Source organism: Pseudomonas sp. R3-18-08 (assembly GCF_003852065.1).
Lineage (GTDB): Bacteria > Pseudomonadota > Gammaproteobacteria > Pseudomonadales > Pseudomonadaceae > Aquipseudomonas.
In genome coordinates this window covers 3871345-3895651 of sequence record NZ_CP027729.1, presented here as the reverse complement: position 1 = coordinate 3895651, position 24307 = coordinate 3871345, and the positions used below count along the sequence as shown (strand labels likewise).

Here is a 24307-nt window from a genome sequence, read left to right as displayed (position 1 = left end):
CGCCTGGCCGGCGCGTTTTTTTATCCGGTTCACCCTTTACGAGGGTAGCCACCTGGAGAGAACACCCATGACCCAACCTATCGTCGTGGCGGCACTGTACAAGTTCGTCACCCTTGAAGATTACGTTGCCCTGCGCGAGCCACTGTTGCAGGCGATGGTCGACAACGGCATCAAGGGCACGTTGCTGATCGCCGAAGAAGGCATCAACGGCACCGTTTCCGGCAGCCGCGAAGGCATCGATGGCCTGATGGCCTGGCTGAAGAACGACCCACGCATGGACGACATCGACCACAAAGAGTCGTACTGCGACGAGCAGCCGTTCTACCGCACCAAGGTCAAGCTCAAGAAAGAAATCGTGACCCTTGGCGTCGACGGCGTCGACCCGAATAAACAGGTCGGCACCTACGTCGACCCAAAGGACTGGAACGCGCTGATCAGCGATCCCGAAGTGCTGTTGATCGACACCCGCAACGACTACGAAGTGTCGATTGGCACCTTTGAAGGCGCGATCGACCCGAAAACCACCAGTTTTCGCGAATTCCCCGACTACATCAAAGCCAACTTCGACCCGGCCAGGCACAAGAAAGTCGCCATGTTCTGCACCGGTGGCATTCGCTGCGAGAAAGCCTCGAGCTATATGCTCAGTGAGGGCTTTGACGAGGTCTATCATCTCAAGGGCGGCATCCTCAAATACCTCGAAGAGGTGCCGCAGGAAGAGACCAAGTGGCAGGGCGACTGCTTTGTTTTCGACAATCGTGTGACGGTGCGCCACGACTTGAGCGAAGGCGACTACGATCAATGTCATGCCTGCCGCACACCGGTCAGCGTCGAAGACCGCGCGTCCGAGCACTACGTGGCCGGCATCAGTTGCCCGCATTGCTGGGATAAGCTGCCGGAGAAAACCCGTCGCAGCGCCATCGACCGGCAAAAGCAGATCGAACTGGCCAAGGCCCGCAATATGCCGCACCCGATTGGCTTCAACTACAAGCAAACCCCTTCCGAGGCTTGAACCATGCCCGCGCGCCTGCTCTATGTGATGGACCCGATGTGTTCCTGGTGCTGGGGCTTTGCCCCGGTGGCGCAGGCGCTGGTTGAGCAGGCCCGGGCGGGCGGTGTGGAGTTGCACCTGGTGGTGGGCGGCTTGCGCACCGGCAGCGGCGCGGCGCTGGAGCCGAACACCCGGCGCTATATCCTCGAGCACTGGCAGGCGGTGACTGACGCCACCGGCCAGCCGTTCAGGCGCGAAGGCGCGCTGCCCGATGGATTTGTCTATGACACCGAGCCTGCGTGCCGCGCCATCGTCACGGCGCGCAGCCTGGCGCCCGATTGCGCCTGGAAGCTGCTTGGGCTGATCCAGCACGCGTTCTATGTAGAAGGCCGTGACGTCACCTCTGCCCATGTGCTGGTGGAACTGGCCGAGCAGGCCGGTATTCCGCGTATCGAGTTTGCCGGCGAGTTCGACCGCGCCGAACAGCACGCGGCCACGGCCGCCGATTTCACCTGGGTACAGGACCTGGGCATCGCGGGCTTCCCGACCTTGCTGGCCGAGCGCAATGGCCAGTTGGCGCTGCTGACCAATGGCTACCAGCCGTTGTCCGAATTGTCGCCATTGCTGGGGCGATGGCTGGAGCGCGCCACCTGTGCATGATCAGCCCGACACGCCTGAACCCAAGCGCACCGACCGCCTGACCTGGGCGGAAATTCGCCGCCTGGCCCTGCGCCACAGGAAATCCCTGTGGATCGCCAACAGCGTGGCCGTGCTCGCGACCTTGTGCAGCGTACCCATCCCGCTGCTGTTACCGCTGTTGGTCGACGAAGTGCTGTTGGGCCGTGGCGATGCCGCGCTCAAGGTGATGAACCACGCCTTGCCGCTGGGCTGGCAGCAGGCCGCCGGCTATATCGGCCTGATGCTGGGGGTGACCCTGGTCCTGCGCTGCGGCGCACTGGTGTTCAACGTGGTGCAGGCGCGGCTGTTTGCGCGACTGGCCAAGGACATCGTCTACCGCATCCGCGTGCGGCTGATCGAGCGGCTCAAGCGCATCTCCCTCGGCGAATACGAAAGCCTGGGCAGCGGCACGGTGACCACCCACTTGGTCACCGACCTGGACACACTGGACAAATTCGTCGGCGAAACCCTCAGCCGCTTTCTGGTGGCGATGCTGACCCTGGTTGGCACCTCGGCCATCCTGGTGTGGATGCACTGGCAACTGGCGCTGCTGATCCTGCTGTTCAACCCGCTGGTGATCTACGCCACGGTGCAGTTGGGCAAGCGCGTCAAACACTTGAAGAAACTGGAAAACGACAGCACCTCGCGCTTCACCCAGGCGCTGACCGAAACCCTGGACGCCATCCAGGAAGTGCGCGCCGGCAACCGCCAGGGCTTTTTCCTCGGGCGCCTGGGCCAGCGTGCCCAGGAAGTGCGCGACTACGCCATTCACTCGCAATGGAAGACCGACGCGTCCAGCCGTGCCAGTGGCTTGCTGTTCCAGTTCGGCATCGACATTTTTCGCGCAGCGGCGATGCTCACCGTGCTGTTTTCCGACCTGTCCATCGGCCAGATGCTGGCGGTGTTCAGCTACCTGTGGTTCATGATCGGCCCGGTGGAGCAATTGCTGAACCTGCAATATGCCTACTACGCGGCAGGCGGCGCATTGACCCGCATCAACGAGCTGCTGGCCCGCGCCGACGAGCCGCAGTACGCCGGGGGTAGCGATCCGTTCACCGGGCGTGCAACCGTTGGCATCGACGTGCGCGGCCTGGACTTCGGCTACGGCGATGACCTGGTGCTCGACCAATTGAACCTGGCCATCGCACCGGGGGAGAAGGTGGCGATTGTCGGCGCCAGCGGCGGCGGCAAAAGTACCCTGGTACAACTGTTGCTGGGCCTCTACACACCCCAGGCCGGCAGCATCCGTTTTGGCGGCGCGACCCAGCAGGACATCGGCCTGGCGACCATTCGCGAAAACGTCGCGGTGGTGCTGCAACACCCGGCACTGTTCAACGATACCGTGCGCGCCAACCTGACAATGGGCCGCGAGCGTACGGATCAGGCGTGCTGGCAGGCACTGGAAATCGCCCAGTTGGAGGCTACCGTCAAGGCATTGCCGTTAGGCCTGGACAGCATAGTGGGTCGCTCTGGCGTGCGCTTTTCCGGTGGCCAGCGGCAACGCCTGGCCATCGCGCGCATGGTGCTGGCCGAGCCCAAGGTGGTGATTCTGGATGAAGCCACCTCGGCGCTGGACGCGGCCACCGAGTACAACCTGCACCAGGCACTGGCGCGGTTTCTCAGCGGGCGTACTACACTGATCATCGCCCACCGCCTTTCAGCGGTGAAACAGGCGGATCGGGTGTTGGTGTTCGATGGCGGGCGTATCGCCGAGGATGGCGAACATCAGCAATTGATTGCCGACGGGGGGCTGTACGCCAAATTGTATGGACACTTGCAACAAGTGCGCTGATTTGGCTTAGGTTGTGCGATCGGGAGCGGATTTTCGCGTGCGTATTGAGCTGTGCATGTGCAAGGGACTTCATGAAGCAAAAGCGGACTCTCGGAACGCCACGGTTGCTGGGCATTGTCTGGCCCTTCATTGCCGTCGTGCTGTTCCAGGCATTGTTAGGCTGCGTCAGTCTCTACGTGCTCTCGGCGGTGCGTGGCTATGTGGCTGGCGAAAGTCTGTGGTCCAAGGGCCAGAAGGACGCCATCTACTACCTGACCCTTTACGCCGATAACCGCGAAGCCGCCACTTACCTCAAATATCAGCAAGCGATTGCCGTGCCCCAGGGCGGGCATGAATTGCGCGTTGCGCTGGACCGTCCCACCCCGGATATCCCCGCCGCACGCCAGGGCATCATCAAGGGTGGCAACCACCCGGACGACGTCTCCAGCCTGATCTGGCTGTACCTCAACTTCCGCCATTTCAGTTACCTGGAAAAAGCCATCGAGCTCTGGACGGTGGGCGACGGCTACTTGTTGCAGCTGGACGACCTCGCCCAGGCAATGCATGACGCCGTTGCTGCCGATCGGGTCAATGCTGACGATGTGCGCCTGTGGAAGGCGCGCATCACGGCCATCAACGAAGGTGTGACACCGGCAGCCAAGGCGTTCAGTGATGCCCTGGGTGAAGGGTCGCGGATGATCCTGCGCCTGTTGTTGATCACCAATTTGGCCACGGCCCTGGGGCTGATCGTGCTGGCGCTGCTGCGCACGCATAAGTTGCTGGCCCAGCGTCATGCGTTTGCCGATGCCCTGCAGGCGGAGAAGGAGCGGGCGCAGATTACCCTGGAGTCGATTGGCGACGGTGTCATCACCACCGACGTGGACGGTGCGATTGCCTACATGAATCCCGCCGCCGAAGCGCTGACCCACTGGCAGTCGGCCCAGGCCCAGGGCCTGCCGCTGGCGGCGTTGTTCAAGTTGCTGGATGAAAACGCCGAGCCGGACGGCTTCACCCTGATCGAGCACATCATCAAGGGCGAACTCAGTGGCGGCAGTGAACATTCCAAGTTGATCCAGCGCCTGGACGGCAGCACCGTTTCCGTGACCCTGGTGGGCGCGCCGATTCGCAGCGCCGGCAAGGTCAGTGGCGCGGTGCTGGTGCTGCATGACATGACCCAGGAGCGCCAGTACATCGCCAATCTTTCCTGGCAGGCGACCCACGATGCCTTGACTGGCCTGGCCAACCGGCGTGAATTCGAATACCGCCTGGAGCAGGTACTGCAGCAGGTGACACGCCAGCAAAACGGCCGCCATGCCTTGATGTTTCTCGACCTGGACCAGTTCAAGCTGGTCAATGACACCTGCGGCCACGCTGCGGGTGACGAGTTGCTGCGGCACATTTGCGCGCTGCTGCAATCGGACTTGCGCGAAGGCGATACCCTGGCGCGGCTGGGCGGCGATGAGTTCGGCATCCTCCTGGAGAACTGCCCGGCGCCAGTGGCCGAGAAGATCGCCGAGAGCCTGCGTCATACCGTGCAGAACCTGCATTTCGTGTGGAAGGGCCGGCCGTTCATGACCACCGTCAGCATCGGCCTGGTGCATATCTCACACACCCCGACCACCCTGGAAACGTCCCTGCGCGCCGCCGATATGGCGTGCTACATGGCCAAGGAAAAGGGGCGTAACCGAGTGCAGGTGTATCACGCCGATGACTCGGAGCTGTCCCTGCGCTTTGGCGAAATGGCCTGGGTACAGCGCTTGCACATGGCGTTGGAAGAGAATCGTTTTTGCCTGTACTCCCAGGAAATCTCGCCTCTGGGCCATACCGAAGCGGGCAATGGGCACATCGAAATTCTCCTGCGGCTGCACGACGAGGCGGGGCGAATCATTCTGCCCGACAGTTTTATTCCGGCGGCCGAGCGTTACGGCTTGATGACTTCCCTGGACCGGTGGGTGGTGGAGAACGTCTTCAAGATCATCGCGCGTTGCATGCACGAGCGTCCGGGCCGACCTATGGCCATGTGTGCGATTAATCTGTCAGGAATAACCATTGGCGATGACGATTTTCTTGGTTTTTTACGTGAGAAATTCGGCACTTACAACATCCCTCCGGAAATGATTTGTTTTGAAATAACCGAGACAAGCGCTATCGCCAATTTAGGCAGTGCCATTCGTTTTATTAATGAACTCAAAGCGTTAGGTTGCCACTTTTCCCTGGATGACTTTTGTGCCGGAATGTCCTCGTTCGCCTATCTCAAACATTTACCTGTAGACTTCCTGAAGATCGATGGAAGTTTCGTAAAGGATATGCTGGACGACCCGATTAACCGCGCCATGGTCGAAGTGATCAATCACATAGGCCATGTGATGGGTAAGCGCACTATCGCCGAATTTGTTGAAACGTCGCAGATCGAACAGGCATTACTTGAGATAGGCGTGGACTACGCTCAGGGCTATCTGATTGAACGTCCGCAATTGTTTACCTTCGATAGCCTGCAGTGCCGACCTGCGCGGCCGCAGCCCCTGTTATTCAAGGCGCCCGGCACATTCCGCTGAAACTTTGCTGGTCTGTACATCACACTTAAAAAGGAGCCCTACAGTGATCGACACCTTCAACAGAACCGGCCCGCTTATGGAAGCCTCGAGTTACCCCGCCTGGGCGCAGCAATTGATCCAGGACTGTAGCGAGAGCAAGCGTCGGGTTGTCGAACACGAACTGTACCAACGCATGCGCGATAACACGCTCAGCGCCAAGACCATGCGCCACTACCTGATCGGTGGCTGGCCCGTGGTGGAGCAGTTCGCCTTGTACATGGCACAGAACCTCACCAAGACCAAGTTTGCCCGCCATCCGGGGGAGGACATGGCGCGACGCTGGCTGATGCGCAATATCCGCGTGGAATTGAACCACGCCGATTATTGGGTGCATTGGGCGCGTGCCCACGGCGTTAGTCTCGAAGAGCTGCAGGCACAGGACGTGCCACCGGAGTTGCACGCATTGAGTCATTGGTGCTGGCACACCAGTTCGGCGGATTCGTTGATCGTTGCGATTGCCGCCACCAACTATGCCATCGAGGGCGCCACCGGGGAGTGGTCTGCCGTGGTCTGTTCCACTGGCGTGTATGCTGCCGCCTTCCCGGAGGAAGAACGCAAACGCGCGATGAAGTGGCTGAAGATGCACGCCCAGTATGATGACGCGCACCCTTGGGAAGCCCTGGAAATCATCTGCACCCTGGCCGGCACGAACCCGAGCTCGGCTCTGCAGGTGGAGTTGCGCCAGGCGGTGTGCAAGAGCTACGACTATATGTACCTGTTCCTGGAAAGCTGCATGCGCCTGGAACAAGAGAAAGAAAAGGCGCCCGTACTCGTTCGTGAGCGCCAGGCGCGCGTCGCCAGCGAGGCGTGATGCACCCGTGATGGCGGGGTTCTACCCCGCCATTGCCAAGCGGTTGCGGCCTTCGCGCTTGGCCACGTACAAGGCATTGTCGGCCCGGCGCAGCAGGCTTTCCGCCGACTCGGCCGCCAATAACGTCGAACAGCCGAGGCTTACCGTCAAGTCGACCTGCGTACCCTCCACCCAGTAATCATGGGCTTGTGCCGCCTGGCGCAGGCGCTCGCCGACCATTCGCGCCGCATCGCGCCCGGTGTTGGAGAGCAGGATCAGAAATTCTTCCCCGCCGAATCGAAACACCATGTCCACGTTGCGCAACTGGCTTTTGATCGCTGCGGCCACGGCGCGCAATACGCTGTCGCCGGCGGCATGACCATGGGTGTCATTGATCTTCTTGAAGTGATCGATGTCCAGCATCAACAGGGACAGCGGGTGCATATGGCGCCGAGCCATGTCAATTTCCCGTTGCAAGGTCTGGTCCATGGCCACACGGTTGCCGGTTTCGGTCAAAGGATCGCGCAGGGCACTGCGGGTGGCGGCGCGGTAGAGCAGGGCGTTGCGCATTGGGTAAAGCAACGTTGCGAGCAGAGACTCGAGCTGGCCCAGTTCCTCTTCGAGGAAGCGTTGGTTGCGACGGAACACCAGTTCGCCCAAGTGTTCGCCCTCATGGCTCAAGGTGTAGCTCATCGAATGATGGCCGCGATGGCCGAACTCCAGGCGCAGGTCGCTGATCGCGTAGCGGTATTGCAGGGCGTCCAGCGGCACCAGGCGTTGCACTTCACGGAAGAACAAGCCGAGGATGCGTTCCGGTTCCAGGCTGGTCTGCAATTGCTGGTTCAGTTGCTGGCGAAGCTGACCGAGGGTGGCGGGGCGATGGGGGCGAAGGGACGGCTGACCAAACCCCAGGCGTTGCAATTTGGCACTGTCAAAGTCAATTGCGTTGGTCTGGGTCGGTGTTTTCATACGTAGGCGGCCTCTAAGCACATGACTGTCTTACAGGCGGGATGAGAGTGGCAAGTGCCAAGCGTCTTACTGTTCCTTCAGTTCCGTAAAACATTGGAAACAGTTTAGACCGCTTTACGCCGGGTTATAAGCCCAGGGCACTGCCACACGTCTTGTCATCGCTTGACCTGCGTGAGTGGGTTAGAGCCAGATTCGTGCCAATCGTTTGAATTAATAAATACCTATATAAATCAATGAACTGGTTTTTCATGAAAACCGTCGACAAACAGTCGCGCCATTTCTCTGACTAATATTGAATGTTTGAAGAGGGGGTTACCAACGTAGAACGGTCAATCTGCGCGATGGAAGTGACCCCTGTCAGCGTCATGGCGACGCGCATTTCCTTGGCGAAAATATCCAGCAGGTTTTCCACGCCATGCTGACCATCGGCGGCCAGCGCATACACTGCGGAGCGCCCCAGCAGGCAGGCCTTGGCGCCGAGCGCGAGCATGCGCACCACGTCGAGTCCGGAACGAATGCCGGAATCCACCAGCACGGTGAGGTCATCGCCAACGGCCTCGGCAATCGGCGGCAACGCCTTGGCGGTAGACAGCACGCCATCGAGCTGGCGGCCGCCATGGTTGGAGACCACGATGCCGTCGGCGCCGAAACTTACGGCATCCTTGGCGTCCTGCGGGTCCAGGATGCCTTTGATGATCATCGGGCCCTTCCAGAAGTCGCGGATCCACTCCAGGTCTTTCCAGCTGATCGACGGGTCGAAGTTGGTGGCCAGCCAGCCGATGTAGTCTTCCAGGTGCGTGGGTTTGCCCAGATACCTGGAAATATTGCCGAGGTCGTGGGGGCGGCCCATCAAGCCCACATCGAACGCCCATTGCGGCTTGGTCACGGCCTGCAATATTCGCCGTTGCGCCGCATACGGCCCGGACATGCCCGAGTGCGCATCACGGTAACGCGCGCCAGGGGTCGGCATGTCAACGGTGAACACCAGTGTCGTCACGCCTGCCGCCTGCGCCCGCTCCAGGGCATTGCGCATGAAGCCGCGATCCTTGAGCACATACAGCTGGAACCAGATCGACTGCGGGCTTTGCGAGGCGACTTCCTCGATCGGGCATACCGACACCGTCGACAGGCAGAAGGGCACACCGGCGTTCGCCGCCGCCTTGGCCGCTTGCACTTCACCACGTCGTGCATACATGCCCGTCAAGCCGACCGGGCTGAGAATGACCGGCATGGCCAGCTCCTGGCCAAATAGCGACGTCTTCAAACTCAGGTTGTCGACATTGCGCAAGATGCGCTGGCGCAGGCTGATCTCTGCCAGGTCCGAACTATTGGCGCGCAGGGTGTGTTCGGCGTAGGCGCCGCCATCGATATAGTCGAACAGAAAGCGCGGTAACTTGCGCTTGGCGGCAGCACGGTAATCGGAGGCGGACGAAATAATCATGGCATGGGTTCCACTCGGCAAAGTGCCCACGATAAGCAAAGTTCTGGCATGATAAAAACAACTTTTATCGCTGCAATCCAGTCGCAAAAGGAATACTGATGAACCTGCGAACCCTGCGAGCGTTTGTCGAAGTGGTGCGCCAGGGTGGTTTTTCCCAGGCGGCCGAGGTGGTATCCCTGACCCAGTCCACGGTCAGCAAGGCGGTCAAGACCCTCGAAGAGGAGTTGGGCACACCGCTGCTCAATCGTCTTGGCCACAAGAACGAACTCACCGCCGCCGGCGAAATTACCTATCGCCGCGCCCTGGTGCTGCTTGCCGAACACAATGACCTGGTGGTGGAGATCAACGACCTGCGCGGTCTCAAGCGCGGCGTGCTGCGCATCGGCCTGCCACCGGTAGGTTGCGGCGTACTGTTTGCGACAATGTTCGCCACCTACCGCACGCGCTACCCCGACATCGACATCGAACTCACCGAATACGGCAGCAAAAAACTGCGCGAATGCCTGGAAGCCGGGGAGGTCGACCTGGCGGCCCTGCTGCTGCCGGTGGATGAAGGCTTCGACTACCAGCCTGTACGCAACGAACCGCTGATCGCCGTATTGCCTGTCAGCCACCCATTGGCGCGCCGCGAACGCATCGACTTCACCGACCTGGCAGACTCGCCGTTCATCCTGTTCGAAGCCGGTTTCGCCCTCAACGCGAAAATCCTCGCCGCCTGCGAACGCAAGGGCGTAGTGCCAAAGGTGACGGCTCGTAGCGGGCAGATCGACTTTATCGTCGACCTGGTCACCGCCGGTCTGGGCGTCGCCTTCCTGCCACGGATGCTGGCGCGCACACACCAACACGCCGGCATCGCATTGATCCCCTTGGACGAGCCCCACACCGACTGGCATATCGCCCTGGCCTGGCGCGCCAGCGCCCACTTGCCACCCGCTGCGCGCGCATGGCTGGAACTGGCCAGGGAGCAGGCGGTTTCGACTGGTCATCCTGCCACGTCGTGACACACGTCAGAGGAGGCTTGACTTCTTCTTTTTAATCAGTAACATACGGCGCATTCCGCGATAGCTCAGTTGGTAGAGCAAATGACTGTTAATCATTGGGTCCCTGGTTCGAGTCCAGGTCGTGGAGCCAGATAGAGAAAAGCCTGCAGAGATGCAGGCTTTTTTTTGCTTGAAATTTGACCCGGCAACAGCGCGTACCTGAACGACCGCGCCTGTCCGCCATCGCTCTGGGTCTATACTGGCCAGCTTCAAACACATTGAGGTCCCCATGAGCACTTCCCTTTCCCTGACCCCGGCGCGCAAGCCGTTCGCGCCATTGGTGGCCTTTATCGTCCTGATGGCGGGTGCCGTATTCCTGCAAAGCACAGTGGGTGTGCGCCAGGTGTTGTTGCTGGTCGTCGGCGCCGCATTGGGCTTGACGCTGTACCACGCCGCCTTTGGTTTTACCTCGGCCTGGCGCGTGTTTATCAATGATCGGCGCGGCGCCGGCTTGCGCGCGCAGATGGTGATGCTGGCGGTGGCGGTGTTGTTGTTCTTCCCGGCGCTGGGCGCGGGCAGCTTGTTCGGTCAGCCGGTGGTCGGGCTGGTGGCGCCGGCCGGGGTGTCGGTGGTATTCGGCGCATTTATCTTCGGCATCGGCATGCAACTGGGCGGCGGTTGCGCGTCGGGCACCCTGTTCACCGTGGGTGGCGGTAATGCGCGCATGCTGGTGACTCTGTTGTTCTTTATCTGCGGATCGTTGATCGCTACGCACCACGTCGACTGGTGGTTTGCCTTGCCGTCGTTCCCGCCCGTTTCAATCGTCAAAAGCTTCGGCGTACTGCCGGCGTTGCTCCTGAGCCTGGCTGTGTTCGCGCTCATTGCGCTGGTGACCGTGCGCCTGGAGAAGGGCCGCCACGGTCAGCTTGAAGCTGGCGTGACCAGCGAACATCAGGGGCTGCGTCGCTTCCTGCGCGGGCCGTGGCCGTTGGTGTGGGGGGCGATTGGCTTGGCCTTGCTCAACTACGCCACGCTGGCTTTGGCCGGGCGGCCATGGGGCATTACTTCAGCGTTCGCGCTGTGGGGCGCCAAGATGGCGAGCGGGCTGGGGGTGGACGTGGCCAGTTGGGCGTTCTGGCAGGTGCCGGGCAATGCCAAGGCCCTGGCCGCACCGGTTTGGGAAGACATCACCAGCGTCATGGACATCGGCATTATTCTTGGCGCGCTGTTGGCCGCCGGCCTGGCCGGGCGTTTCGCGCCGAGCTTGAAGATCCCGGCGCGCTCGTTGATCGCGGCGGTCATCGGCGGCTTGCTGCTCGGGTATGGTTCGCGCCTGGCGTACGGCTGCAACATTGGCGCCTACTTCAGTGGCATTGCCTCGGGGAGCCTTCATGGTTGGCTGTGGCTGGTGGCCGCGTTTATCGGCAATAGCGTGGGCGTACGCCTGCGACCGTTTTTCTTCGCCGGCGAACGGCCTCAGGTCGCCTTGAGTGGTTGCTGAACGAGCGGTTCATCGTCGCCTGGCTGGCAGCTGCCGGCCATGGCATCCACTGGCATGTCCGAATCCGTCCTGAACCGGTCCGCCTTGCGCCTGTTGTGCATCCGGCAGGGTCTTTACCATGGCTTGCAGCACTGCCTCCATACATAAGCCAAAAGGACCCGCCATGAACCGCAAAGCCCTGATCGTGATTGATGCCCAGCATTCCTTCCGTCATTCACCCTACTGGTCCGAAAACGACCTGCCGGATTACCTGGCAAACCAGCAGGCCCTCATCGACGGCTGTGTTCAGCAGGGCATCCCGGTGGTACAAGTCTTTCATGTGGAAGACCAAGGGCACTTTTCGATGGCATCGGGTAACGTCAAGACATTGAGCGAGTTATCGATCGATCCGCAGCTGGTCATTCATAAGCACTACCACAGCGCCTTTGCCGGTACGTCGCTGGCCGCACGCCTCACGCAGATGGGCGCCACCACCTTGATCATCAGCGGCATTCGTACCGAACAGTGCTGTGAAACCACCACGCGGCAGGCTTCGGACAGCGGGTTTAGCGTCGACTTCGTCAGCGAGGCTACGCTGACCTTCCCGATGACCCACGCACGCAGCGGCCGGGTGTATACCTCGGCGGAGATTCGCGAGCGTACGGAACTGGTGCTGGAGGATCGGTTTGCGCGCATCGTCACCGTCGCCCAGGCATTGGCGGGGTGAATCCATGAGCGTGCCGGTGCTGTTCGTGCTGTTGCCCAATGTGCTGATGCTCGACCTGGCGGGGCCCGCCGAAGTGCTGCGCCTGGCCGCGCAGGCCGACGACCCGGCGGCGGTGGATTTCGAGCTGCAGTACGTCAGCCCGGTGGAATCCCTGCACAGCTCCATCGGTTTGCCGTTAACCGGCCTGGCGCCCTTGCCGACCCGCTTGGCGCCGGGCACCCTGGTGGTATTGGTCGGCTCCAGCATGAAGGTGGACAAAGCACGCCAGCAGGCCTTCGAATCCGCCAGCGACAGCCTGGTGCAATGGTTGCAGACGGTGTTTGCACCCTCAGCCGAGCGCTTGATATGCGTGTGCGCCGGTGCGCTGACTGCCGCCCGCGCCGGGCTGCTCGACGGGCGCCAATGCACCACGCACCACACGCTGTGCGCCACCCTCCAGGCCCTCGCGCCCAAAGCCCGGGTCTTGGAAAACCGGCTGTACGTCACCGACGGTCGGGTAAGCTGCAGCGCCGGGATCACCGCCGGTATCGATATGATGCTGCACCTGGTCGCCGAGCGTGCCGGGCCAAGGCTGGCGTGCGCCGTCGCACGGGACATGGTGGTGTACCTGCGCCGCAGCGGCACCGACCCGCAGTTATCGCCGTGGATAGCCGGTCGTAATCACCTGCACCCGGCGGTCCATCGTGTACAAGACGCCATTGCCGCCGCCCCCTGCGACACCTGGACCGTCACCCGCATGGCGGACCTGGCCTGCACCGGCAGCCGCCATCTGGCGCGCCTGTTCCACGAGCATGTCGGCATCAGCCCGTTGGATTACCTGCACCGTCTGCGCCTGGCCGTGGCTCGCGAGCTGCTGGTGGAGTCGAGCCTGGACATCGAAACCGTCGCCGAGCGCGCAGGCTTTGGTTCGGCGCGCCACCTGCGGCGTATCTGGGGCAAATATGAAACGGGCACGCCTTCAACGATGCGCTTTATTCAGCCAGCGTCTCAGGGGGCGTAACCGACTCCTGGCCGGTCTCGGTCGCCAGCTTTAAACGATCCGCCTTGCTGACGTATGTATCTTTGCTCTTCGGCGCCAGTTTGGCACTGGCCTTTTTGGCCTTGGCCTTGAAGAGCTGCTTGAGTTTTTTCTGGCGGTTCATGTGTGTTGGCCTGATGGGGGAGGGCGCGGATGATACCAGTTTGAAAACTGTGGCCGTGGTCCTGGATTGAAAGGCATACCCGTCAAGGATGCGCTGTACCTGCGGCGATGGAGCAAGCGCCTTCGCCACAGATTAATGTGCGAGGAACTTGCTGATCAGCGTGACCACCTGCTGCTGGATCGCCGCCCGAGGCCGCCCGCCCGCGCCATCCTGGCAAATGATGCCGTCGCCGGGCGCATCCTCGTCGAGCATTGCCGCTGCGCCGGGTTTGCACTGCGCCATAAAGCTGAAGTGGCTCGCATCGCTGATTTCCACGTACTGCGTTGACGCCTTGGGGAGCCGCTTGGCCAGGTCGGCGGACTCCAGTTGCGCAGGCAATTCTACGGACGGCACGCCAGCGGCGATTACCAGTACCGGCACGGGCAGCGCGGCCAGGCTTGCATCGGTAAAACCGCGCGACAGGCCAATGTCCAGGGACACCACCGCAGTGACGCGCTTGTCGCTCAAGTCAGCAGCCAATTGAGCCTCGCCAGCCGGAGTACCGGCGGGGTTCATTTGCTGGTAGACGCTGCAACTGCTCAGTTGTGGATGGACGCCGCAATCCTTGGCAAAGCGCGCGGGATCAAAACGCGCACCGGCGCTTTCCAGCACGGTCCAGCCGCCGAGGGAGTGACCTGCCAGTGCAATGCGGCTTTGCGCCACGGCGCCGAACTGCTTGGGCTGCGCAAGCACCGAGTCAATGGCACGACTCAGGTCTTCGGGCCGCTGCCACAATCGTGCGGCTGCGGCGGGGCTGCGATCTTTGGTAGTGCTGCCCGGATGGTTGACCGTCGCCACGATATAACCCTGACGGGCCAACGCACTGCCCAGCCACGCCTGATTGCCCCAATTGCCACGATAGCCGTGGGAAAGCACCACCAGCGGGTGTTCGCCGTTGGCCGGCGGTGCGTCGGGTACGGCGAGGGTGCCGTAGAAAACCATGTCGTCTCGGATCAGCCGTGGCGTGGCTTCGGTTATCGCGGGATACCAGACCACTAATTCCAGCGGGCGCAGGTTGTGTACATCTGACAGCGTGGCGGTTTTGAAGCCGACAGGGTAGTCGTTGGCGAATGCGTGGCCGGTCAGGCAAATCAGGAACAGGGCGGCGAGGGCGGTTTTCACTGTTTTTATCGTCCTTGAAGTGAGGGCGCAGCATGAACTGGAACAGGCAGTTTTGGTAGGCGCGCAGACCTTTTACCGCCGAACGCTTTACGGATCATCCTGTTGGGTAGCAATAGCGCGCCGGGAGCGACGCTGCGCTGATCCAAATGTGGGAGGGGGCTTGCTCCCGATGGCGGTGTGTCAGTCAGCCATTTTTTAACTGATAGACCGCCATCGGGAGCAAGCCCCCTCCCACATTGGATTTGTGCTGTATCAGCTAAAGATCAGGGCTCCACGCCTCACCGCACCAGGCAAGGTCGCTTGTTGTTGAAGCTCCAACCTGGAATCAGGTACTGCATCGCCACGCTGTCGTCCCGCGCGCCCAATCCCATGCCTTTGTATAACTCATGGGCCTTGGCCACGGCATCCATGTCGATTTCCACCCCGAGGCCAGGCTTGGTCGGCACTTTTACGTAGCCGCCTTCAATCTGCAGGGGCGCCTTGGTCAGGCGCTGGCCGTCCTGCCAGATCCAGTGGGTGTCGATGGCGGTGATCTCGCCGGGTGCGGCGGCCGCCACCTGGGTGAACATGGCCAGGGAAATGTCGAAATGGTTGTTGGAGTGCGAGCCCCAGGTCAGGCCCCACTCGTTGCACAGTTGCGCCACCCGCACCGAGCCCTGCATCGTCCAGAAGTGCGGGTCGGCGAGGGGAATGTCCACCGATTGCAGCTGGATCGCATGGCCCATTTCACGCCAGTCGGTGGCGATCATGTTGGTGGCGGTTTTCAGGCCCGTGGCGCGGCGGAATTCGGCCATGACTTCGCGGCCCGAGTAACCGTTTTCCGCACCGCAGGGGTCTTCGGCATAGGCGAGTACGTGATGCTGGTCACGGCACAGGCGGATCGCTTCCTTGAGTGACCAGGCGCCGTTTGGGTCGAGGGTGATGCGCGCATCGGGGAAGCGTTCGGCCAGGGCCGTAACGGCTTCGATTTCTGCATCGCCACTCAGCACGCCGCCCTTGAGCTTGAAGTCGTTGAAGCCGTATTTGGCTTTGGCGGCTTCGGCCAGGCGTACCACGGCGTCGGCGGTCAGGGCTTTCTCGTGGCGCAGGCGGAACCAGTCGTCGTCGGCGTCGGCCTCGTTGCGATAGGCCAGGTCCGTTGCGCTGCGGTCACCGACGTAGAACAGATAACCGAGCATTTTCACCGCATCGCGTTGCTGGCCCTCTCCGAGCAGGGCCGCCACCGGTACTTCGAGGAATTGCCCGAGCAAGTCGAGCAGGGCAGCCTCCATCGCGGTAACGGCGTGAATGGTGATACGCAGATCAAAGGTTTGCAGCCCACGACCGGCCGCGTCCCGTGAGGCAAAGGTGGTGCGCATTTGATTGAGGATGCGCTGGTATTGCCCGATGGGCTGGCCGATCACCAGGCCGCGCGCGTCTTCCAGGGTTTCACGGATGCGCTCGCCACCGGGCACTTCGCCTACGCCGGTGTTGCCGCAACTGTCCTTGAGAATGACGATATTGCGGGTGAAATAAGGGCCGTGGGCGCCGCTGAGATTCAGCAGCATGCTGTCGTGGCCGGCGACCGGGATGACTTGGAAATGGGTGACAACAGGCGTGTTCATGGCAAAGTCCTTATACGCTCAAATAGATTTGCTGACGGCGGCGCCGGTGGGCGCAACGCTGGGCGACATCAAGCCGGCAGACGGTGACGTCTTGGCGAAAAACACCAGGATGGCCGCGAGCACAGAGGTGCCGGCCAGGCCGTAAAGCCCGCCCTGGATCGAGCCGGTGGTTTGTTCCAGGAAGCCAAAAGTGGTCGGTGCGACAAAGCCACCCAGGTTGCCGATGGAGTTGATCAGCGCGATCACCGCGGCGGCGATGCGCACGTCGAGGTAGCCCTGTGGGATCGGCCAGAACAGCGAAGAAGCGGATTTGAAACCGATGGCCGCAAAGCAGATGGCCACGAAGGCGAAGATCGGCCCGCCAGTGGTGGACATGAACATCCCGGCTGCCGCGATCAACAAGGCTGCCGCGACCCAGGCCTGCTGGAATTTGAACTTGCCCGACAGCGATGCGAAAGCGTACATGGCGATGATCGAGATCAGCCAGGGAATCGAGTTGAAGAACCCGACCTGCACATCGCTCAGGTCACCCATTTTCTTGATGATGCTCGGCAGCCAGAACGTCGCCGCATAGATCGTCAGTTGGATGCAGAAATACAAGGCGCAGAACAGCATGATCTGACGGTCCTTGAGCAGTTTGCCGATGGTCGGTTTGACCGTGGTCAGGGCTTCGCGATCACGCTGTTCCTGATCGATGGCGCCCACCAGTGCGTCCTGTTCTTCGCGGCTCAGCCACTTGGCGTCATGGGGCTTGGAGTCCAGCCAGAACCAGACGAAGAAGCCCAGCGCCACCGAGGCCAGGCCTTCGATGGCGAACATCCATTGCCAGCCGTGAAAGCCCAAGCCTTCGATCTGCAACAGCGCACCCGACAGCGGGCCGGAGATCAGTGACGCAACCGCCGAGCCACTGAGGAAAATCGCAATGGCTTTGCCGCGCTCCACGCCTGGCAACCAGCGGGTGAAGTAGTAGATCACGCCGGGGAAGAAGCCCGCTTCAGCCACGCCCAGCAAAAAGCGCAGGATGTAGAAGTGGGTTTCGTTCTGGATGAACGCCATCATCGTGGCGACGATGCCCCAGGTGAACATGATGCGGGTCAGCCAGATGCGCGCGCCGACTTTTTGCAGCAGCATGTTCGACGGCACTTCGAAGATCGCGTAGCCGATGAAGAACAGCCCGGCACCGAAGCCATAGGCCGCCGCGCCGATGCCCAGGTCGTGCTCCATATGCGTGCGCACGAAGCCGATGTTGACCCGGTCGATGTAGTTGAGGATGAACATGATCACGAACAGTGGGAGCACGTGGCCCTTCACTTTGCTCACGGCGCGGGTGAGCACCGAATCAGTTTCTGGTGTGGCAGATGCATGGCTTGAATTGTTCACAATTCAAAACTCCCCCTGATTTGTTTTTATGCGGGTTTGCGTGTCTTGTTGCCAGACATCATACAAGTTGTTTTTTGAAAACCGCAATGCGTTGGGATCTGTATTTATTCTTATAAAAGCGGCGAGCAGGCGTTCTTTTGGTTATTTATCAGGTTTTTAATGGGTTTTTTAAGCCTTATAGCCGCCGGTACCCCGGCGAAAAATCCCCAATGCAGGAATGGCACTGAAGTGTTTCAGGTTGGTTGTCATACAAGTCAATCGTTTCACGAATCAACCCAGCGCCGCGCCTGAGCCCAGTGTTAAGCTCCCACCAGCCCAACCCCGTGGACCCTCGCAATGCCCATTGAAAACGCCCCCGCTGTGCGCAAACGCTCCACCAACCTGGCCCAGGGTGTGGTCGACGCACTGACCCAGCGCATCCTGCTCGGGCAGCTCAAACCCGGTGAAAAACTGCCGTCCGAATCCACCATCGTGCTTGAGCACGGGGTCAGCCGTACGGTGGTGCGCGAAGCCATCTCCAAGCTGCAAGCCTCTGGCCTGGTGGAGACGCGCCATGGCATCGGCACCTTCGTGCTGGCGCAACACCCTCAGCAAGGCTTGCGCCTGCATGTGGACACGGTCGCCAGCGTGCGCAACATGCTGGAGCTGCGCCTGGGCCTGGAAGTGCAAGCCGTGGCGCTGGCCGCGCTGCGCCGTACCGACGAGCAACTGGCGCACATGCGTCAGGCGCTGGACGACTACCAGGCCTCCCTGGCCAACAACGACAGCTGCGTGGAAGAAGACAAGCGCTTTCACCAACTGATCGCCGAGGCCACCGGCAACACGTTTTTCAGCGAAATCATGCAGCACCTGGGCACCGCGATGATCCCCCGCGCCCTGGTGTTGGGCGCCGAGCGGGGCGGCGCGGATTTTGCCAAGCTGGGGCAACTGGCGAACCTGGAGCATGAGGCGATCTTCAATGCGCTCAAGCGCCAGGATCCGGATGCCGCGCGGGCGGCGATGGTGCTGCATTTGACCAATAGCCGGGATCGATTTTCCGGCGAATGACAAGGAATCCCTGTTGAACGAACACACATTGTCCATGCGCCTGGAGCGCGTGGCGGCATGGGTGCCGGTCGGCGCGCGCCTGGCTGATATCGGCTCGGACCATGCTTACCTGCCGGTGGCGCTGATGCGTCGTGGCGTCATTACCGGGGCCGTGGCGGGAGAGGTCGCGGCCACGCCCTTTCGCGCGGCCCAGCGCACCGTGTGCGCCAACGACCTGGAGCAGTGCATCTGCGTACGCCGGGCCGATGGTCTGGCAGCCATCGAGCCGGACGACGCTATCACCGCTGTCAGCCTGTGCGGCATGGGCGGCGAGACGATCCGCCACATCCTCGACAGCGGTAAAGCGCGGTTGAGCGGCCAGGAACGCCTGATCCTGCAACCCAACGGCGGCGAGCAACCGTTGCGCCACTGGTTAATGGACAACGACTACCGAATCCTGCACGAGGAGCTGCTGCATGAGAACCGCTTCTACTACGAAATCATCGTCGCCGAACGTAGCGGGCCGGTGAACTATACCGATGAGCAGCTGTACTTCGGGCCGCTGCACCTGCAGGCGCGCACCCCGATGTTCGTGGCGAAATGGCAACGCCTGCTGCGCGAGAAACACAAGACGCTTGCCGGTTTCGAGAGGGCCAGGCAGTCGGTGCCGCAAGCAAAACGGCAAGAAATTGCCCAGCAAATCCAATGGATTACCCATGTGCTGGGCTGAACGCCGCCGCGAACAGCGTAGCGCCCCCGAAACTTTTGTCCCCGGCGGTTACAGAGCGTGCCCACCACTGAGTGCTTTTGCCCCATTTTCGCGCACCGCCGGCCGGTTTCACGGTGCCATCACGCCTATCGCCAAGGTTTCAACCTGCGGCCCATATCTTGCTAATCAATGACATGGCATTTTGCCGTTAGTTATTTCACACGCTGTGAAGCTTGAGTTTGTTCAGGGGAGTTGCAGGGCATGCAAAGACTTTTATCACCGGGTATCCGCCTGCTTGGACGGTTCGGTTTCGCGCGCAAGTTTCAGGTGCTGTTCTTCCTGTTCATGCTGCCGCTGGCCGGGAGCCTGTGGATGATCGGCCAGGATTACCGCGACAAACTCGCGGTGATCTCCAGCGAACAGTCCGGTGTGCGCCAACTGTTGGCGCTGGACTCGCTCGATGTGCAACTGACCGCCCAACGCAACCTGGCCGCCCGCTGGAAAGCCCTGGACATCCTGCATACGCCAACCCCTGCCGCCCAGGCCGCAATGGACAAGGTCGACGCTGGCAGCCCAGTGATCCAACAAGGCCTGCAAACCCTGGGCGACGCGCTCAGAAACCATAACGCCAGCGCCGATACCCTGGCGCGCTTCGACACCTTGCAGGCAGCGGTCAAGGGCATGGACACCCAGGCCCTGCGCACCGTCGGCTGGTGGCCGGATGGCTATGACCGCTTCACCGCGGCCCTGACCGGGATGCAATCGCTGCGCGAACAGATCACCCTGGACGCCGGCCTGATCCTCGATCCGTGGCTGGAAACCTACCTGCTGATGCAGATTTCCAGCCAGCACACCCCGGACCTGATCGAGCGTATCGGGCGCACGGCCAGCGTCGGCCAATCCTCGATCGCCTCGGGCCAGTTCACCCTGCAAAGCCGTTTGCAGATGCGCGACCTGCGCGGCCGCATCGGTGATGCGCGCGACCAATTGGTCAAGGCAGCCGGCGCGCTCAAAGCCAGGCAATACCCAGGCCTCGAGCCCTGGACGGTGCAGTACGAAACCAGCCTGCAACGCCTGGACAGCGAGCTGAAGACTCTGGACGAGGGCGTCTTCGACGGCACCATCAAGCTCGACACCGCCGCGTTCGACCAAAGCGTTGACGCCATGCTCGCGGCCTTGGGCGCGTTGCGCAGCCAGTCGCTGCATTCGCTCGACGCGCGCTTGAGTTACTACCGTGAGCGCTCGCTGCAGCACTTCATCCCCGTGGCGGCGACGTTCAGCCTGCTGGCGCTGGCGGCGTTGTACCTGTTCGTCTGCCTGCAAGCGTCGATCCGCCGCAGCGCCAGCGGCATCACGACGCTGGCCGAGTCCTTGCGCGACGGCAACCTGCGCGTCGAAGTGGCGGTGGAGGGGCGCGACGAACTGGCCGCCATCAGCACGGCGCTCAACGTCGCCGTGGTGCAACTGCGCGCCAGCCTGCTCGGCGTCAATCATGAAACCCAGCAGCTGGGCGCCACCGTGCTCACTCTCAACGCGCAATCGGGCAGCACCCTCACCGAAGTCGAAGACCAGCAACACCAGATCAGCCAGATTGCCGCAGCCGCCACCCAATTGGCCGCCACCTCCCTGGGGGTCGCCAAAAGTTGCGAGCAGGCTGCCGACAGCGCCCAGCAGACCCGGCGTATCGCCGAGGACAGCAGCCGCGACAGCCAGCGCACCACGGCCAGCATCCAGCAACTCAACCAGCGTCTGACCGACACCGCCAATGCCCTGGAACAAGTCAGCCAGCAGGGCCAGCAGATTCAATCGGTGGTCGACACCATTCGCGGGATCGCCGAGCAGACCAACCTGCTGGCCCTCAATGCCGCCATCGAAGCCGCCCGCGCCGGCGAGCAAGGCCGCGGATTTGCCGTGGTCGCCGATGAGGTGCGCAGCCTGTCGCAACGCACCCAGGCGTCCACCGCGCAGATCGCCAGCACCGTGGACAGCCTGCGCGCCACGGTCAGCCAGGCCGTCAGCCTGATGGGCGCCGCCTGCAACCAGGCGCTCAGTGACGCCGAATCCGTCACCGGCCTGGGCACGCGCCTCGGCGAAATCGCCGGTGCCGTGCAGAATGTCACCGACACCCTGGCGCAAATCGCCGCCGCCGTGGAAGAACAGGCCACGACGGCCGACGAGGTGAGCGGCAATATCCAGCAGGTGGACCAGGCGGCCGGGCGCTTGCTCGACGGCGCGCGGGCGGTCAATCAGGCCGCCGACAGTCTGAGCAAGGGCAGCCGGGCGTTGAGTGCTAACACGGCGCGGTTTCGATTGGACTGAGCGCCCATTCAGGGCACTCTGCCGCTGTCGCGTAGTCTTCTCCTTAACCCTAACGGAGCTGCCCCCTATGATTACCGTTCACCACCTCAACAATTCGCGCTCCCAGCGCATCCTCTGGTTGCTCGAAGAGCTGGGCCTGCCCTACGAGATCAAGCGCTACCAGCGCGACCCGAAAACCAACCTCGCGCCACCCGAGCTCAAGGCCATTCACCCGCTGGGCAAATCGCCGGTGATCGAGGACGGCTCCCGTGTACTGATTGAATCGGCCGCGATCATCGACTACCTGATCCGCCGCCACGGCAACGGCCAACTGCAGCCCGATCCGGCCAGCGCCAGCTACGACCAATACGTGCAGTGGCTGCATTTCGCCGAGGGCTCGGCCATGCTGCCGTTGATGCTCAACCTCTACGTCGGGCGCCTGGGTGGAGCCGGCGCGCCGCTGCATCCGCGCATTGAATCAGAGCTGGCCAACTACCTCGGCTACCTGAATGACGTGCTCGGGCAAACCCCGTACCTGGTGGGTAACGAACTGACCGGTGCGGACATCCAGATGAGCTTTATCGGCGAGATTGCCAAGGCGCAGGGCAAGCTGCAGGCGTACCCGAACCTGGCGGCATGGGTAGACAAGCTCCAGCAACGACCGGCTTATCGCAAGGCGGTGGAGCAGGGCGGTGAGTATGCGTTCGCCAAATAGAGGCGCATGAAGGACCGCTGAACCTTTGCGCCAGGCAGCGCTCACTTAACCAGTGGCGCTGTCTTCTGGTCGAAAGGAATCTGCATGCATCCCATCTCGTCAACCCAACCCGTAGAACGCGAACTCAGCCTGCGGGCAGTCATCACCGGGATCCTGCTCGGTATCCTGCTGACCCCGTCCAATGTGTACGCGGGCCTGAAGATCGGCTGGTCGTTCAACATGTCGATCATCGCGTTGCTGATTGGCTATGCGGTCTGGCAGGGCCTGGCCAAACGCTCTGCTGCGGCGGTGCCGTGGACGCTGCACGAAAGCAACATCAACCAAACCGTCGCCTCGGCGGCCGCGTCGATCATTTCCGGCGGGCTGGTCGCGCCCATCCCGGCCTACACCTTGCTCACGGGCAACCAGCTGGAGGCAATCCCGATGATCGCCTGGGTGTTTTCGGTGAGCTTCCTGGGCATCTGGATCGCGTGGTACCTGCGGCCCTCATTGCTCAATGACAAGGCGTTGAAGTTTCCCGAAGGCATGGCCACCCTGGAGACCTTGCTGCATATCTACAACCACGGGCGCGAAGCCGCGACACGCTTGAAAGTGCTGCTCAGCGCCGCCATTTTGTCGGGGCTGGTCAAGTGGGTGGATACCTTCCTGTGGGCGCTGCCGCGCTGGTCGCCGACCGCACAGCTTGAGCGACTGACGTTTAGCGCAGACCCTTCGCTGCTGTTACTGGGGTTCGGCGGCATCATCGGCATTCGCGTCGGCCTGACCTTGCTGCTCGGCGCCGTGCTGGCCTGGGGCGGGCTGGGGCCATGGCTGTTGGCGCAAGGGCTGGTGAACATTCCGGCGGGCAGCAGCGGCCCACAATTTGCCGCGCTGGTGGAATGGCTGCTGTGGCCAGGGGTGAGCCTGATGGTGTGTTCCACTCTGGCGTCATTGGCGATTCGCTTGTGGGCGCTGCACCGCTCCACCAAGGCTGGCGGCGGCACGCCGTGGACGCTGCCCAAGCCGGGCCCCGCCGCCGGCTTCATCCTGGCGATCGGCTTGGTGGTGAGCCTGCAGGCGCTGTTGTTCGGTATCAACCTGTGGATGGCGCTGTTGACCATTCCCCTGGCAATCTGCCTGGCTGCCGTGGCGGCGCGGGTGGTGGGGGCCACTGGTATACCGCCGATTGGCGCAATCGGTCAGTTGTCCCAACTGAGCTTCGGCATCGTCGCGCCCGGGGCAGGTGCCGATCAACCTGATGAGCGCCAACACGGCCGGCGGTTCGGCCGGGCAATGCACGGACTTGATGAACGACTTCAAGGTGGGCAAGGCGATTGGCGCCACGCCACACAAGCAGGTTATCGCGCAAATCCTGGGGATTTTCGTCGGCAGCATCGTCGGCGTATTCGCCTACCTGGCACTGATCCCCGACCCCCAGAGCATGCTGCTCACCGAGCAATGGCCGGCCCCGGCCGTGGCCACCTGGAAAGCCGTGGCGCAAACCCTGACCCACGGGCTGGACTCACTGTCGCCGAGCATTCGCTGGGCGATTGCCATCGCGGCCTTGATCGGTGCAGTGCTGGGTGTGCTCGACAGCATGTTGCCTGTCGATCGTGCCCGCTATCTGCCCAGCGCTGCGGCATTGGGACTGGCGTTTGTATTGCCGGCCTCCGTGTCGCTGATGATGGCGTTGGGGGCGGTGGTGACCTGGGTGATCAGCTGCCGTTGGCCAAGCCTTACCGAGCGTTTTGCGATTACCGCAGCGGCCGGGCTTATCGCCGGCGAGAGCATCACCGGCGTCGGGGCTTCCTTGTGGCAGATGATGATGCAGGCGGGTTAACGCACGAACGGTGCGTGAGTCGCCAGGTGGAACTG

General features: G+C 62.0%; 19 protein-coding genes, 1 tRNA gene and 1 pseudogene. 15 read left to right on the top strand and 6 right to left on the bottom strand.

Features of this window, described 5'->3' with window-relative positions; genetic code table 11:
• Nucleotides 1-67: 67 nt before the first annotated feature.
• The 5 genes from C4J92_RS17825 (at nucleotide 68) to C4J92_RS17805 (ending at nucleotide 6842) form a co-directional block, all read left to right on the top strand.
• A complete protein-coding gene (locus C4J92_RS17825) occupies nucleotides 68-1009 on the top strand; it encodes a rhodanese-related sulfurtransferase (RefSeq protein ID WP_124367761.1) in 942 nt (313 codons plus the stop codon).
• A 36-nt stretch (nucleotides 1010-1045) separates the two neighbouring features.
• Complete coding sequence (locus C4J92_RS17820) at nucleotides 1046-1648, top strand: DsbA family protein (RefSeq protein ID WP_177413203.1); 603 nt, start codon at nucleotides 1046-1048, stop codon at nucleotides 1646-1648.
• On the top strand, nucleotides 1641-3458 hold the full coding sequence (locus tag C4J92_RS17815; RefSeq protein WP_124404786.1) for an ABC transporter ATP-binding protein: 1818 nt from the start codon (nucleotides 1641-1643) through the stop codon (nucleotides 3456-3458). The genes C4J92_RS17820 and C4J92_RS17815 overlap by 8 nt, the downstream gene beginning before the upstream one ends.
• A 71-nt stretch (nucleotides 3459-3529) precedes the next feature.
• On the top strand, nucleotides 3530-5992 hold the full coding sequence (locus C4J92_RS17810; protein WP_124404785.1) for an EAL domain-containing protein: 2463 nt from the start codon (nucleotides 3530-3532) through the stop codon (nucleotides 5990-5992).
• A 76-nt stretch (nucleotides 5993-6068) separates the two neighbouring features.
• Nucleotides 6069-6842 (top strand): TenA family transcriptional regulator, encoded by a 774-nt coding sequence (locus C4J92_RS17805; protein WP_372238399.1) that lies wholly within the window; start codon nucleotides 6069-6071, stop codon nucleotides 6840-6842.
• Between the two features lie 21 nt (nucleotides 6843-6863).
• Here the strand turns inward: C4J92_RS17805 and C4J92_RS17800 are convergent, their stop codons facing one another.
• Complete coding sequence (locus tag C4J92_RS17800; protein ID WP_124404784.1) at nucleotides 6864-7790, bottom strand: GGDEF domain-containing protein; 927 nt, start codon at nucleotides 7788-7790, stop codon at nucleotides 6864-6866.
• A 286-nt stretch (nucleotides 7791-8076) separates the two neighbouring features.
• A complete protein-coding gene (gene lldD / locus C4J92_RS17795) occupies nucleotides 8077-9231 on the bottom strand; it encodes an FMN-dependent L-lactate dehydrogenase LldD (protein WP_124367756.1) in 1155 nt (384 codons plus the stop codon).
• 98 nt (nucleotides 9232-9329) lie between these two features.
• Between lldD and C4J92_RS17790 the strand changes: the two genes are divergently transcribed.
• The 5 genes from C4J92_RS17790 to C4J92_RS17770 all read left to right on the top strand — a co-directional run bounded on the left by C4J92_RS17790 (nucleotide 9330) and on the right by C4J92_RS17770 (nucleotide 13418).
• Complete coding sequence (locus tag C4J92_RS17790; RefSeq protein ID WP_124404783.1) at nucleotides 9330-10232, top strand: LysR family transcriptional regulator; 903 nt, start codon at nucleotides 9330-9332, stop codon at nucleotides 10230-10232.
• Between the two features lie 54 nt (nucleotides 10233-10286).
• Nucleotides 10287-10362 (top strand) — tRNA-Asn (locus C4J92_RS17785).
• Nucleotides 10363-10500: 138 nt separating this feature from the next.
• Nucleotides 10501-11712 (top strand): YeeE/YedE family protein, encoded by a 1212-nt coding sequence (locus C4J92_RS17780; RefSeq protein WP_124404782.1) that lies wholly within the window; start codon nucleotides 10501-10503, stop codon nucleotides 11710-11712.
• A 163-nt stretch (nucleotides 11713-11875) separates the two neighbouring features.
• Nucleotides 11876-12418: a cysteine hydrolase family protein gene (locus tag C4J92_RS17775; RefSeq protein WP_124404781.1), complete on the top strand. Its 543-nt coding sequence runs from the start codon at nucleotides 11876-11878 to the stop codon at nucleotides 12416-12418.
• Nucleotides 12419-12422: 4 nt separating this feature from the next.
• Nucleotides 12423-13418, top strand: coding sequence for a GlxA family transcriptional regulator (locus C4J92_RS17770; protein WP_124404780.1), 996 nt, complete (start codon nucleotides 12423-12425; stop codon nucleotides 13416-13418).
• On the opposite strand, the gene C4J92_RS17765 is transcribed toward C4J92_RS17770, so the two are convergent.
• The 4 genes from C4J92_RS17765 to C4J92_RS17750 form a co-directional block, all read right to left on the bottom strand.
• Nucleotides 13390-13560, bottom strand: coding sequence for a DUF2986 domain-containing protein (locus C4J92_RS17765; RefSeq protein WP_124404779.1), 171 nt, complete (start codon nucleotides 13558-13560; stop codon nucleotides 13390-13392). The genes C4J92_RS17770 and C4J92_RS17765 overlap by 29 nt on opposite strands.
• Nucleotides 13561-13692: 132 nt before the next feature.
• Nucleotides 13693-14721 carry an alpha/beta fold hydrolase gene (locus C4J92_RS17760; protein ID WP_124404778.1) on the bottom strand — a complete coding sequence of 343 codons (1029 nt, stop codon included), beginning with the start codon at nucleotides 14719-14721 and terminating at the stop codon, nucleotides 13693-13695.
• 278 nt (nucleotides 14722-14999) lie between these two features.
• Nucleotides 15000-16325: a glucarate dehydratase gene (gene gudD / locus C4J92_RS17755; protein WP_124404777.1), complete on the bottom strand. Its 1326-nt coding sequence runs from the start codon at nucleotides 16323-16325 to the stop codon at nucleotides 15000-15002.
• Nucleotides 16326-16343: 18 nt separating this feature from the next.
• Nucleotides 16344-17705, bottom strand: a complete 1362-nt coding sequence (locus C4J92_RS17750) for an MFS transporter (protein WP_124404776.1) — start codon at nucleotides 17703-17705, stop codon at nucleotides 16344-16346.
• 336 nt (nucleotides 17706-18041) lie between these two features.
• Here C4J92_RS17750 and C4J92_RS17745 point away from each other — a divergent pair, with 336 nt between their 5' ends.
• The 5 genes and pseudogenes from C4J92_RS17745 to C4J92_RS17725 all read left to right on the top strand — a co-directional run bounded on the left by C4J92_RS17745 (nucleotide 18042) and on the right by C4J92_RS17725 (nucleotide 24272).
• A complete protein-coding gene (locus C4J92_RS17745; protein ID WP_124367735.1) occupies nucleotides 18042-18752 on the top strand; it encodes a FadR/GntR family transcriptional regulator in 711 nt (236 codons plus the stop codon).
• 13 nt (nucleotides 18753-18765) lie between these two features.
• Nucleotides 18766-19461, top strand: a complete 696-nt coding sequence (locus C4J92_RS17740) for a tRNA (adenine(22)-N(1))-methyltransferase TrmK (protein WP_124404775.1) — start codon at nucleotides 18766-18768, stop codon at nucleotides 19459-19461.
• A 240-nt stretch (nucleotides 19462-19701) separates the two neighbouring features.
• Entirely contained in the window at nucleotides 19702-21759 is a 2058-nt protein-coding gene (locus C4J92_RS17735; protein WP_124404774.1) for a methyl-accepting chemotaxis protein, read from the top strand.
• A gap of 67 nt (nucleotides 21760-21826) precedes the next feature.
• Nucleotides 21827-22453: a glutathione S-transferase family protein gene (locus C4J92_RS17730; protein ID WP_124404773.1), complete on the top strand. Its 627-nt coding sequence runs from the start codon at nucleotides 21827-21829 to the stop codon at nucleotides 22451-22453.
• An 84-nt stretch (nucleotides 22454-22537) separates the two neighbouring features.
• Nucleotides 22538-24272, top strand: a pseudogene (locus tag C4J92_RS17725) (OPT family oligopeptide transporter).
• Nucleotides 24273-24307: the final 35 nt, after the last annotated feature.

Bases quoted from the DNA above. Each gene is read 5' to 3' on its own strand.
- C4J92_RS17745 (WP_124367735.1), top strand. From the start codon at position 18,042: ATGCCCATTGAAAACGCCCCCGCTGTGCGCAAACGCTCCACCAACCTG.
- C4J92_RS17790 (WP_124404783.1), top strand. From the start codon at position 9,330: ATGAACCTGCGAACCCTGCGAGCGTTTGTCGAAGTGGTGCGCCAGGGT.
- C4J92_RS17770 (WP_124404780.1), top strand. From the start codon at position 12,423: ATGAGCGTGCCGGTGCTGTTCGTGCTGTTGCCCAATGTGCTGATGCTC.
- C4J92_RS17735 (WP_124404774.1), top strand. From the start codon at position 19,702: ATGCAAAGACTTTTATCACCGGGTATCCGCCTGCTTGGACGGTTCGGT.
- C4J92_RS17765 (WP_124404779.1), bottom strand. From the start codon at position 13,560: ATGAACCGCCAGAAAAAACTCAAGCAGCTCTTCAAGGCCAAGGCCAAA.
- C4J92_RS17820 (WP_177413203.1), top strand. From the start codon at position 1,046: ATGTGTTCCTGGTGCTGGGGCTTTGCCCCGGTGGCGCAGGCGCTGGTT.
- C4J92_RS17825 (WP_124367761.1), top strand. From the start codon at position 68: ATGACCCAACCTATCGTCGTGGCGGCACTGTACAAGTTCGTCACCCTT.
- C4J92_RS17775 (WP_124404781.1), top strand. From the start codon at position 11,876: ATGAACCGCAAAGCCCTGATCGTGATTGATGCCCAGCATTCCTTCCGT.
- C4J92_RS17780 (WP_124404782.1), top strand. From the start codon at position 10,501: ATGAGCACTTCCCTTTCCCTGACCCCGGCGCGCAAGCCGTTCGCGCCA.
- C4J92_RS17730 (WP_124404773.1), top strand. From the start codon at position 21,827: ATGATTACCGTTCACCACCTCAACAATTCGCGCTCCCAGCGCATCCTC.
- lldD (WP_124367756.1), bottom strand. From the start codon at position 9,231: ATGATTATTTCGTCCGCCTCCGATTACCGTGCTGCCGCCAAGCGCAAG.
- C4J92_RS17800 (WP_124404784.1), bottom strand. From the start codon at position 7,790: ATGAAAACACCGACCCAGACCAACGCAATTGACTTTGACAGTGCCAAA.
- C4J92_RS17810 (WP_124404785.1), top strand. From the start codon at position 3,530: ATGAAGCAAAAGCGGACTCTCGGAACGCCACGGTTGCTGGGCATTGTC.
- gudD (WP_124404777.1), bottom strand. From the start codon at position 16,325: ATGAACACGCCTGTTGTCACCCATTTCCAAGTCATCCCGGTCGCCGGC.
- C4J92_RS17805 (WP_372238399.1), top strand. From the start codon at position 6,069: ATGGAAGCCTCGAGTTACCCCGCCTGGGCGCAGCAATTGATCCAGGAC.